This is a genomic window from Brucella ciceri (assembly GCF_041930145.1).
GTDB classification, from domain to species: Bacteria; Pseudomonadota; Alphaproteobacteria; order Rhizobiales; family Rhizobiaceae; genus Brucella; species Brucella intermedia.
Genome location: NZ_JBHEEV010000004.1, coordinates 18,639 through 30,293 on the forward strand (window position 1 = coordinate 18,639; position 11,655 = coordinate 30,293).

Here is an 11,655-nt window from a genome sequence, read left to right on the forward strand (position 1 = left end):
TTCGTGTTTATGAAGCATATAATATTACTTTATGGCAAGCGCCTTTCGATAATTCCCAATAAAATGCTGGTGCGACAAACGGGCCATATCAAAATTTATGAATATGAAACAAAGGCTTGTATCATTGCGCGGGGAGCAGTTTTTCTGAACGATGCATGTGGGGGCGTCTGCTTGCTTGACAAAGCAGGCTGCAGCAAAATAGTCATATTAATAACGCGAACCGTGGATTGACGCCTTCTGGTGTTTTTCAAGCGGTCAGGGTGAATTCCGCAAAGGGTAATGCGGAAAACGGGAGGTTTAATGTTACGTCTGGTCCAGTTCCGCGACGAAAGCGGAGAAATGCGTGTGGCTGCCTGCAATGACGAGGGAGCGGCGCATGTCGTCAGGGGCGTGGCAACGACCTATGAACTGGCCTCGGCGGCAATTGCCGCAGGCATCAGCCTTGAAGAACAGGTGGCGAAGAGCGGCAAGGGCGAAGCTGTCGATATCGATGCCGCCCTGGCAGCGGGCCGCGTCGGCCTGCCGATCACGCATGCCGATCCGGCGCATCTGATCGTGGCCGGTACGGGCTTGACGCATCTGGGTTCCGCCGATGGCCGCGACAAGATGCACAAGGCTGCGCAGGCTGCCGAGAAGCCGACCGATTCCATGCGCATGTTCCTGATGGGCGTCGAAGGCGGCAAGCCGAAGCCGGGTGAGACCGGCGTTCAGCCGGAATGGTTCTACAAGGGCGACGGCTCCGCGCTGGTCGCTACCGGCGGCGAACTGGTTTCACCTTCCTTTGCCGAAGATGGCGGCGAAGAGCCGGAGCTCGCTGGCATCTATCTGATCGGCCCGGATGGTACGCCGTTCCGGCTCGGCTTCTGCCTTGCCAACGAGTTTTCCGACCATGTGACCGAAAAGCAGAACTATCTCTGGCTCGCCCATTCCAAGCTGCGACAGGCAGCGCTTGGGCCGGAGCTCTATGTTGGCGCGCTGCCGGATCATGTGGAAGGCGTTTCGCGCATTCGTCGCGGCGATGAGATCATTTTTGAAAAGCCGTTCCTGTCGGGCGAAGCGAACATGTCGCACACCATCGCCAATCTGGAACATCACCATTTCAAATATGAGCTGTTCCGCCGTCCGGGCGACATTCATGTCCACTTCTTCGGCACGGCGACCCTGTCCTTCTCGGAAGGTGTGAAGACGGAAACTGGCGACCAGTTCGAGATTTCCGCCAAGCCGTTCCGCTATCCGCTGGTCAACAGGCTGGCGCAGGCGGCCGCCGAAGACGTTGTTGTGAAGGCGCTCTGAAATGGCGGCTGAATCGAACATCGCTGTCGCAATCGTCGGTCTCGGCAAGATCGCGCGCGACCAGCATCTGCCGTCCATCGAGGCCGTCGAGGGCATCGAGCTGAAAGCCATCGCCAGCCGCAATGCCGGGCTGGACGGCCTGCCGTCCTTTCACGATATCGATGCGCTGCTTGGCAGCGATGTCGCCATTGACGCGGTGTCGCTCTGCACGCCGCCGCAAGGGCGTTTTCAACAGGCTTACGCCGCCCTGAAGGCGCGCAAGCATGTGATGCTGGAAAAACCTCCGGGCGCGACCATTTCGGAAGTGCAGGCGCTGGAACGGCTTGCGCAAGCGGCAGGCGTGACGCTTTATGCCACATGGCATTCGCGGGAAGCGGCGGCGGTCGAACCGGCGCGGGAATTCCTGAAAGATGCGGAAATCCGTTCGGTCTCGGTCATATGGAAGGAAGATGTGCGCCACTGGCATCCCGGCCAGCAATGGATATGGGAGCCGGGCGGGCTCGGTGTGTTCGATCCGGGCATCAATGCGCTTTCCATCGTGACGCATATCCTGCCGGAGCGCTTTTTCCTGACGCAGGCCGATCTGTATTTTCCTGAAAACCGCGCAGCGCCGATTGCCGCCGATCTCAAATTTGAGACGGAAAGCGGCTTGCCGGTTTCGTTTGAGCTGGACTGGCGCCAGACCGGCCCCCAGACCTGGGACATTCGCGTCGAGACCGACAAGGGCACGGTTCTGCTCAGCCATGGCGGCAGCCGCCTGGCCATTGCCGGAACCGAGAAGATGGCCGAGCCGGACCGCGAATATCAACGACTTTACAAGCGTTTCGTGCAATTGATCCGTGCGGGGCGTTCGGATGTCGATCTCGCTCCGCTGACCCATGTGGCCGATGCGTTTCTGCTCGGAAAGCGGCATGTCGTCGAAGCATTTGAAGATTAAAGCGCATCCCGAAAAGTGTAAAACGGTTTTCGGACAAGATGCGCGATGAACCAAACATTTGGAATGTCGATCTGATTTTAAGGATCGGCGTCGAAGGAATCGAGACCGCTGTCCGGTCTCTCACCCACGCAGGACAATGAAATGAACAAGCCCGTCTCTCCGAAACCGCCAAAGTTCCGCTCCCGCGCCTGGTTCGACAATCCCGATAATGTCGACATGACCGCGCTCTATCTGGAGCGCTACATGAATTACGGCCTGAGCCAGGAAGAGCTGCAGTCCGGTCGTCCGATCATCGGCATTGCGCAGACGGGTTCCGACCTCTCGCCTTGCAACCGTCATCATCTGGAACTGGCCAAGCGCGTGCGCGAAGGCGTGCGTGAGGCTGGCGGCATCGTCATCGAGTTTCCGGTCCATCCGATCCAGGAAACCGGCAAGCGCCCGACGGCGGGTCTCGACCGCAACCTTGCCTATCTCGGCCTCGTGGAAGTGCTTTATGGCTATCCGCTCGACGGCGTGGTGCTGACGATCGGCTGCGACAAGACCACGCCCGCCTGCCTTATGGCTGCGGCAACCGTCAACATTCCGGCCATCGCCCTTTCGGTCGGACCGATGCTCAATGGCTGGTTCCGTGGCGAACGCACCGGTTCGGGCACCATCGTCTGGAAGGCGCGCGAACTGCTCGCCAAGGGTGAAATCGACTATCAGGGCTTCGTGAAGCTCGTTGCTTCGTCTGCTCCATCGACCGGCTATTGCAACACGATGGGCACGGCGACGACAATGAACTCGCTTGCCGAAGCGCTCGGCATGCAGCTTCCCGGTTCCGCCGCCATCCCGGCGCCGTATCGCGACCGTCAGGAGGTGGCCTATCTCACCGGACGCCGCATCGTGGAAATGGTTCACGAAGACCTGAAGCCGTCGGATATTCTGACGAAGGATGCCTTCGTCAATGCGATCCGCGTCAATTCCGCTATCGGCGGCTCGACCAATGCGCCGATCCACCTGAACGCCCTTGCCCGTCATGTCGGCGTGGACCTGACGGTGGATGACTGGCAGAAATATGGTGAGGAAATTCCGCTTCTGGTCAATCTTCAGCCCGCCGGTGAATATCTCGGCGAGGACTATTACCATGCCGGCGGCGTACCGGCTGTCGTCAATCAGCTGATGGGGCAGGGCCTCATCAATGAGGACGCGCTGACCGTCAACGGCAAGACCATCGGCGAGAACTGCAGGAACGCGACCATCGAAGACAGCAATGTCATCAAGACCTATGATCAGCCGCTGAAGAAGCATGCCGGTTTCCGCGTGCTGCGCGGCAATCTGTTCTCGTCGGCGATCATGAAGCTGAGCGTGATTTCGGACGAGTTCCGCAATCGCTACCTGTCCGATGACAAGGACCCGAATGCCTTTGAGGGCAAGGCGGTCGTGTTTGACGGACCGGAGGATTATCATCACCGCATCGACGATCCGTCGCTGGAAATCGACGAGCATACGGTGCTGTTCATGCGCGGTGCCGGTCCGATCGGCTATCCGGGCGCGGCGGAAGTCGTCAACATGCGCGCGCCGGATTACCTCTTGAAGAAGGGCGTTACTTCGCTGCCTTGCATCGGCGACGGTCGCCAGTCGGGCACATCGGGTTCGCCTTCGATCCTCAACGCTTCGCCGGAAGCTGCGGCGGGCGGCGGTCTTGCCATTCTGAAGACCGGCGACCGCGTGCGCATCGATCTCGGTCGCGGCACGGCGGATATTCTCATCTCGGATGAGGAACTGGCCGAGCGCCGCAAGGCGCTGGAAGCTGCGGGCGGCTATAAATATCCGGAAAGCCAGACGCCGTGGCAGGAAATCCAGCGCGCCGTTGTCGGCCAGATGGAAACCGGCGCGGTTCTGGAAAATGCGGTCAAGTATCAGGATATCGCGCATACGCGCGGCCTGCCGCGAGACAATCACTAAGGCCGGTCCCGATGGCTCTCGATAAAAAGCCATTTGCAGCAGTAGCGGACTGGGGCACCACCCGGTTCCGCCTCTGGACGCTGGATGCCGATGGCAATGTGCTGGGCGAAAGCCGCGGCGATGACGGTCTGCTGCAGGCAAAGGAAGCCGGTTTCGAGCCAACGCTCGAACGGCACCTTGCTTCTGTCGGCGCAGCGGACGATCTGCCGGTGGTGATATGCGGCATGGCCGGTTCGCGGACCGGCTGGATCGAAGCGCCCTATATGAGCCTGCCCGCCGGGCTGGAGGGCATCGTGAAGGCGGCGGTGCGCGTGCCTGCGCGTCGCCACGTTATCATGCTGCCGGGTGTCGCGCGTCGGGATGAACTGGCCCCGGACGTGATGCGTGGCGAGGAAACCAAGCTTCTGGGCCTTGTGCATCGCGGAACGCGGGATGCGGTGGTGGTCATGCCCGGCACCCATGCCAAATGGGTGCGGATTGCCGATGGCGGACTTGCCGATTACCGCACCTTCATGACCGGCGAAATGTTCGCTCTCCTGAAGGACAGATCGGTGCTGGCCGGTGCGCTGGAAGGTGCGGGTGCGGTCGATCCGAATGGCGAGGCTTTCGCTGCGGGTGTGAAAGCCTCGCTGGAAAGCCCGGCGCTGATTTCCAACGCGCTTTTTTCCGTTCGTGCAGGCTGGCTCGTGCATGATCGCAAGCCGACGGACCAATTGGCCCGTTTGTCGGGCCTGCTGATCGGGCTGGAAGTCGCTGGCGGGCGCACGCTCCATGGCGGACCTGAAGAAGTGCTGCTCCTTTCGGACGACACGATGGGGGCGCTTTATGCCAGCGCGCTTGAAATCGCGGGGCTGAAGGTCCGGCGCGTGGCGGCGGACGAGCTGGTGCGGGATGGCCTTTTCATGGCGGCAAGACACGCCTTCGGAGGAATTGCGCAATGAGCGGGCGCATCGCATGGCCGAAATTGCGCTATCCGCTGGTCGCTATCCTGCGCGGCATCCGCTGGCAGGAAACCGAGGCGATTGTCGGCGCGCTGATCGAGACGGGTTTCGAGGCTATCGAAATCCCGCTCAATTCGCCGGAGCCGTTTGTGTCGATCGAAAAGGCCGCGAAGCTCGCGCCTGCCAATGTGCTGATTGGCGCGGGAACGGTGCTGACCGTTGAAGATGTGGACCGCCTCAATGATGTCGGCGGCAGGCTGCTGGTGAGCCCGAATGTCGAGCCGGAGGTCATCCGCCGTGCCGGACAGCATGGCATGGTGACAATGCCGGGCGTGTTCACGCCGACGGAGGCTTTCACGGCCATCCGCGCAGGCGCGTCGGCGCTGAAATTCTTTCCGGCCAGCGTGCTGGGTGCTGACGGCATCAAGGCGGTATGCGCCGTCTTGCCGAAAGATGTTCCGGTCGGCGCCGTGGGTGGCGTTTCCGAGGCTGATTTTGCGACCTATCGGACAGCGGGAGTAAGCTGCTTCGGTTTGGGTTCCAGTCTCTACAAGGCCGGCTTTACGGCGGCCGAAGTTCGTGAACGTGCGGAGCGCGCGGTTGCGGCATGGGACAAGATCGCGGGCTGAGGAGCTTCGCGACGGGAAGAATTCCGCGTGGCCGGAAGGTGGGGGCGGAAATTTTGGGAGAACGACAGGCAGAAAAACCTGTCCCAATTTGGGAGTGAGACAATGGCAGGCATGAAATCTCTAACACTGGCAGTCGCGATGGCCGCGCTTGCCTTTAGCGGTCTGGCGCATGCGGAAGACAAGGGTCTTGTCGCCGTCGCCATGCCGACGAAGTCTTCGGCGCGCTGGATCGCCGATGGCGACAACATGGTCAAGGTGCTGAAGGAACGCGGCTACCAGACCGATCTTCAATACGCCGAAGACGACGTGCCCAACCAGCTTGCGCAGATCGAAAACATGGTGACCAAGGGCGCCAAGGTTCTCGTTGTGGCATCGATCGACGGCACGACGCTTTCCGACGTGCTGGCCAAGGCACATGACGCAGGCATCAAGGTCATCGCCTATGATCGCCTGATCCGCGATACGCCGAATGTCGATTACTATGCGACCTTCGACAATTTCCAGGTCGGCGTGCTGCAGGCGCAGTCCATCGAGAAGGCTCTGGACCTGAAGAACAAGCCGGGCCCGTTCAATATCGAGCTTTTCGGCGGCTCGCCTGACGATAACAACGCCTACTTCTTCTACAACGGCGCGATGTCGGTGCTTCAGCCTTATATCGATAGCGGCAAGGTCGTTATCGGCAGCGGCCAGACCGGCATGGACAAGGTGGCGACCCTGCGCTGGGACGGTGCAACCGCTCAGGCCCGCATGGATTCGATCCTTTCCGCCTATTATGCCGACAAGAAGCTCGATGCGGTCCTGTCGCCTTATGACGGCATTTCCATCGGTATCCTGTCGTCGCTCAAGGGTGTAGGCTATGGCAGTGGCGACATGCCGATGCCGGTCGTCTCCGGTCAGGACGCGGAAGTGCCTTCGGTGAAGTCGATCCTCGCCGGTGAGCAGAACTCGACCATCTTCAAGGATACCCGTGAACTCGCCAAGGTCACGGTCGACATGGTCGATGCGCTGATGAGCGGCAAGGAGCCGGAAGTCAACGACACCAAGACCTATGACAATGGCGTCAAGGTCGTGCCGTCCTACCTGCTCAAGCCGGTGATCGTCGACAAGTCGAACTGGAAGCAGGTTCTGGTCGATAGCGGTTACTACAAGGAAGACCAGATTCAGTAATTTATTGTTCCGGGCGTATCGGAGGATGTGCCCGGAACTATTCTGCAAGCCATTGCCCCAAACTCCCCAGCCTTTCGGCTGGGGTAGGCTTGGCGATTGACAGCGTTGTCTTTCTGGCCCGGGCAATGGTTGCAGAATTTGTAATGGGAGCGAGCGATGAATGTAGCCAATCCTGTCCTGCGCGAGCAGCCTGACGGCGAGCCGGATATCGCCGGCAAGCCGCTTCTGGAAATGCGCGGCATCAGCAAGTCTTTCGGGGTTGTCAAAGCGCTGAGCGATGTCAATTTTACCGTGATGCCGGGCGAGATCCACGCTTTTGTGGGTGAGAACGGGGCGGGCAAGTCGACCTTGATGAAGGTGCTGTCGGGGGTCTATCCGCATGGCAGCTATGAGGGGTCGATCTTCTTCGACGGCGAGGAACGGCAGTTTCGTGACATCAACGATTCCGAAGCGCTTGGCATCGTCATCATCCATCAGGAACTGGCGCTCATACCGCTGATGACGATTGCCGAGAACATTTTCCTCGTCAATCCGCCCGCGAGCTATGGCGTCATCGACCGCAGCACGGTGCACAGGCGCACCCGGGAGCTTTTGCAGAAGGTCGGCCTGTCGGAACAGCCAGATACGCTCGTCACCGATATCGGCGTGGGCAAGCAACAGCTTGTCGAAATCGCCAAGGCATTGTCGAAGCGTGTGCGGCTTCTGATCCTCGACGAACCGACCGCGAGCCTCAACGAGACCGACAGCGCGGCGTTGCTGGCGCTTCTGCGGGAGTTTCGCGCGCAGGGCATCACGTCGATCCTCATTTCGCACAAGCTCAATGAAATCCGCGAGGTCGCCGACAAGATCACCGTGCTGCGCGACGGCAAGGCGGTGGCCACGCTGGATTGTCATGCAGGCGAAGTGGAGGAGGACGACATCATCCGCAAGATGGTGGATCGCGACCTGGAAAGCCGCTACCCGAAGCGTGCTCCCAAGATCGGCGAAGTCATCTTCGAAGTCGATAACTGGTCGGTCTATCATCCGCTGCATCCCGAGCGGCATTCGGTCAAGAACGTATCGTTCAAGGTGCGGGCGGGCGAAATCGTCGGCATCGCCGGATTGATGGGCGCGGGCCGCACGGAATTCGCCATGAGCCTTTTCGGGCGTTCATGGGGAACGAATATCAGCGGCGACGCACGCATCAACGGCAGGCAGGCGGACATTTCCACCGTGGCGCGGGCGATCAAGGCAGGGCTTGCCTATGTGACCGAGGACCGCAAGAAGCTCGGCCTCGTTCTGGGCGAGAACATTTCGCGCAACATCTCGCTCGCGCATTTGCGCGGCGTCAGTCCGAAAGGCGTCATCGACGATATTCGCGAAATGAAGATCGCGAATTCCTATCGCGAGCAGATGAGCATTCGCTGCCACAACGTCTATCAGGAGACAGGCACGCTTTCGGGCGGCAACCAGCAGAAGGTCGTGCTGTCGAAGTGGCTCTTCACCGGCCCCGACGTGCTCATCCTCGACGAGCCGACGCGCGGCATCGATGTCGGCGCGAAATACGACATCTACACAATCATCAATTCACTGGCAGACAGTGGCAAGGGCGTGGTCGTCATTTCTTCGGAAATGCCGGAACTGATCGGTATCTGCGACCGCATCGTCGTCATGCATGAAGGTGCGTTTGTCGGCGAAGTCGCCGGCGAGGAAGCAACGCAGGAAAACATCATGCGCGCCATCATGCGGAACAAGGGAAAACGGCAATGAGCGAGAATATCATCGGAAGCAGTGGATCGAAAGTTCCTGCAAGCAGCGTGGGGCGTTATCTCAAGAACAATCTGCGCGAATCCGGCATGCTGCTCTCGCTGGTCGCGATCATGATATTTTTCCAGATCGTGACGGGCGGCGTGCTGATGAAGCCGCTGAACCTCACCAATCTGGTGCTGCAGAACAGCTATATCGTCATCATGGCATTGGGGATGCTTCTCATCATCGTCACCGGCCATATCGATCTTTCGGTCGGCTCGGTCTGCGGTTTTATCGGCGCGCTTGCCGCCGTGATGATGGTGAGGCTCGGCGTGCCCTTTCCCATCGCGGCAATTCTGTGCCTGCTGGTGGGCGGGCTCATCGGCGCGATACAGGGGTTCTGGGTCGCCTATTTCAATATTCCGTCCTTTATCGTCACGCTGGCGGGCATGCTGGTCTTCAAGGGCCTGATGCTGGCCGTGCTGGGCGGGCAGTCGGTCGGTCCGTTTCCGGTCGTGTTCCAGAAACTGTCATCCGGCTTCATTCCGGAGATCATCGGTACGACCGGCGGTGTCTATCTGACGTCGCTCATCATCGGCGTGCTGCTTGCCGGTTTCATGATTTGGCAGAACGTGAAATCACGCCAGCGCCATATTGCCCATGAAGTGGAAACGGAGCCGTTCGGCCTGTTCGTCATCAAGAACATTCTGTTCTTTGCAGCGATTGCCTATCTGTCGCTCTTGATTTCCATGCATCGCGGCTTGCCGAATGTGCTCATCATCATGGCGGTTCTGATTGCGGCCTATGCGTTTCTCACCAACCGGACTGTGCTCGGACGGCAAATCTATGCAGTGGGCGGAAACCGCCATGCGGCAAAGCTTTCCGGCGTGAAGACCGAGCGGCTGACCTTCCTCGCTTTCGTCAATATGGGCGTGCTGGCAGCACTTGCCGGTCTTGTCTTCGCGGCGCGCCTCAACACGGCAACGCCGAAGGCCGGTATCGGCTTCGAGCTGGACGTGATCGCGGCCTGCTTCATCGGCGGCGCATCGGCCTATGGCGGTGTGGGCCGTGTGACGGGTGCGGTGATCGGCGCGCTCATCATGGGCGTCATGAACAACGGCATGTCGATCCTCGGCATCGGCATCGACTATCAGCAGGTCATCAAGGGGATCGTGCTGCTGGGGGCTGTCTGTATCGACGTCTATAACCAGAAGCGCTGATATTTCGGCTCTGGCGGCCTGCAAATGGCGTTGTTTTGCGCTTCCGGTGCTCACGTACCTTCTTTAGGCACATAATCTTATCCGAAAAGTCTGCAACTTTTCGGGATTATGTTCAGAAGTACGCTGCGCTTCGGTTCTCAAACTCCGCCATTTTCGGCTCGCCATAACCAAAATCTTAGCCGCCTCGCTGGTAGGCGGCAGTTCAGTTTTCAGATCGCCGTACGGCGGGCGTGATCGAGATAGATTTCACGCAAGCGCTGGGCGACAGGGCCGGGTTTGCCATCACCGATAGACTTCTCATCAATGACGGTGATCGGCGTGACGAATGTGCCTGCGCTGGTGAGGAAAGCTTCCTTTGCTGCATAGGCTTCATCGATGGTGAAGGGGCGCTCTTCAAGCTTCATGCCGGTTTCCGCGATCAGTTGCAGGAGCGAAAGCCGCGTGCAGCCGGGCAGGATGGAATTGCTGTTCGGGCGCGTGACGACGACATCATCCTGCGTGACGATATAAGCAGTGGACGACGCACCTTCGGTCACATAGCCGTCCTCGATCATCCACGCTTCATCGCAGCCGGCATTCTTGGCGATTTCCTTGGCGAGCGCCTGCGGCAGCAGGCAGACCGTCTTGATATCGCGGCGCTTCCAGCGCAGATCTTCCAGCGACAGCACGCGCGCGCCGGTTTTCAGCGCAGGCTTGTCGAGCAGGTTCGCGTCCTGGGTGAACAGGACAACCGATGGCTTCATGCCCTTTGCAGGCACGAAATCGCGGTCGCGCCCGTCGCCGCGTGTCACCTGCAGATAGACCAGACCTTCGGTCAGATTGTTGCGGCGGATCAGCTCGCGCTCGACGGCGACGATCTCGTTTTCATCCATAGGCATCGGAATGCCGATCTCGCCGGTCGAGCGGCGCAGGCGCCGCATATGCGGTTCGCTGTCGATAAGCTTGCCTTCCAGCACGGCGGTCACTTCATAGATGCCGTCACCGAACAGAAAGCCGCGGTCAAAGATGGAAATGCGTGCATCGCGGGCGGGGACATATTCACCGTTGACGTAGACAATACGGTTTTCGAGGTCTTCTGCTGAAACGGCCATGTGGGATGCATCCTGAAGTGAAAGGGCCGCGACACAAGTCGCGGCCCTTTCATATGCCACTGAATGTTTTAAGGGAATATTTTTCGTGCGGGCTGTCTGCCTGCTGCGGACGGCTCTGGTCAGATTGCAACAATCGAGATCAGAAATGCGGTTCCCTTGCCCCTGATCGTCAAGGGCTCGGCGTTGCCGCCTGCGAAAACCGCGCAGTCCAGTTTCTCCAGGCGAACTGCCCCGGAACCTGAACTCAAATCGAGCTGGCCTTCGGCACAGAAAAGGAGCGCCGGGTTGCCATCGGCCACGGTCAATGTGGTGCCATCGACAGGCAGGCGCCTGACCTTATGGGCGAGGCGACCGCGCCGTGTCATGACGTTGAGATCGGTAATGGCCGATCCGATCAACCGCGCGCTGGAACGCGCATCGGCGGCAAAAGCCAGCGGCGCGCTTTCGCGGGTGAGCTTCGTTTCCTCCCCCTCGACATCGAGCAGGATGCCGTCTCCCTCCAGCACCGACAATGTGCGGTCGATGCCGGGAAAGACGGAAAACGGGCCATCGCTGGCCACCGTGGCCATGGAAACGCGCCAGTCGAAATCATCGACTGACGCGCCTTGCGGATGAATGGCGATTTCGACCGTGACGCCGCCGCCGTTTTTCCACGGCATGCGGCGATGGTTTTCGGCCTTGAGGATCGTGAGCGCCATTCGA

10 protein-coding genes are annotated in these 11,655 nt (G+C 59.7%); 8 read left to right on the forward strand and 2 right to left on the reverse strand.

Annotation, left to right across the window (positions count from 1 at the left end; translation table 11 throughout):
- Positions 1 to 300 precede the first annotated feature (300 nt).
- From araD1 to mmsB, 8 genes are all read left to right on the forward strand, one after another.
- Positions 301 to 1,293 (forward strand): AraD1 family protein, encoded by a 993-nt coding sequence (gene araD1, locus JNC63_RS08855; RefSeq protein ID WP_063620650.1) that lies wholly within the window; start codon positions 301 to 303, stop codon positions 1,291 to 1,293.
- A 1-nt stretch (position 1,294) separates the two neighbouring features.
- The gene (locus JNC63_RS08860) at positions 1,295 to 2,230 is read left to right on the forward strand and encodes a Gfo/Idh/MocA family protein (RefSeq protein WP_063620651.1); all 936 of its coding nucleotides are present in this window, start codon (positions 1,295 to 1,297) and stop codon (positions 2,228 to 2,230) included.
- A 141-nt stretch (positions 2,231 to 2,371) separates the two neighbouring features.
- Positions 2,372 to 4,177, forward strand: coding sequence for an IlvD/Edd family dehydratase (locus JNC63_RS08865; RefSeq protein ID WP_063620652.1), 1,806 nt, complete (start codon positions 2,372 to 2,374; stop codon positions 4,175 to 4,177).
- Between the two features lie 11 nt (positions 4,178 to 4,188).
- Complete coding sequence (locus JNC63_RS08870) at positions 4,189 to 5,118, forward strand: 2-dehydro-3-deoxygalactonokinase (RefSeq protein ID WP_063620653.1); 930 nt, start codon at positions 4,189 to 4,191, stop codon at positions 5,116 to 5,118.
- Positions 5,115 to 5,747 carry a 2-dehydro-3-deoxy-6-phosphogalactonate aldolase gene (locus JNC63_RS08875; protein WP_021587055.1) on the forward strand — a complete coding sequence of 211 codons (633 nt, stop codon included), beginning with the start codon at positions 5,115 to 5,117 and terminating at the stop codon, positions 5,745 to 5,747. Before JNC63_RS08870 ends, JNC63_RS08875 begins: the two co-directional genes overlap by 4 nt.
- 102 nt (positions 5,748 to 5,849) lie before the next feature.
- The gene (chvE, locus tag JNC63_RS08880) at positions 5,850 to 6,914 is read left to right on the forward strand and encodes a multiple monosaccharide ABC transporter substrate-binding protein (RefSeq protein ID WP_006472962.1); all 1,065 of its coding nucleotides are present in this window, start codon (positions 5,850 to 5,852) and stop codon (positions 6,912 to 6,914) included.
- 156 nt (positions 6,915 to 7,070) lie between these two features.
- Positions 7,071 to 8,663 carry a multiple monosaccharide ABC transporter ATP-binding protein gene (gene mmsA / locus JNC63_RS08885; protein WP_063620654.1) on the forward strand — a complete coding sequence of 531 codons (1,593 nt, stop codon included), beginning with the start codon at positions 7,071 to 7,073 and terminating at the stop codon, positions 8,661 to 8,663.
- A complete protein-coding gene (gene mmsB, locus JNC63_RS08890) occupies positions 8,660 to 9,862 on the forward strand; it encodes a multiple monosaccharide ABC transporter permease (RefSeq protein ID WP_006467502.1) in 1,203 nt (400 codons plus the stop codon). The genes mmsA and mmsB overlap by 4 nt, the downstream gene beginning before the upstream one ends.
- A 209-nt stretch (positions 9,863 to 10,071) precedes the next feature.
- On the opposite strand, the gene JNC63_RS08895 is transcribed toward mmsB, so the two are convergent.
- Together JNC63_RS08895 and JNC63_RS08900 are read right to left on the reverse strand one after the other, a co-directional pair.
- Positions 10,072 to 10,953 (reverse strand): D-amino-acid transaminase, encoded by an 882-nt coding sequence (locus JNC63_RS08895; RefSeq protein ID WP_063620655.1) that lies wholly within the window; start codon positions 10,951 to 10,953, stop codon positions 10,072 to 10,074.
- 119 nt (positions 10,954 to 11,072) lie between these two features.
- Positions 11,073 to 11,651, reverse strand: coding sequence for a HutD/Ves family protein (locus tag JNC63_RS08900; RefSeq protein WP_063620656.1), 579 nt, complete (start codon positions 11,649 to 11,651; stop codon positions 11,073 to 11,075).
- Positions 11,652 to 11,655: the final 4 nt, after the last annotated feature.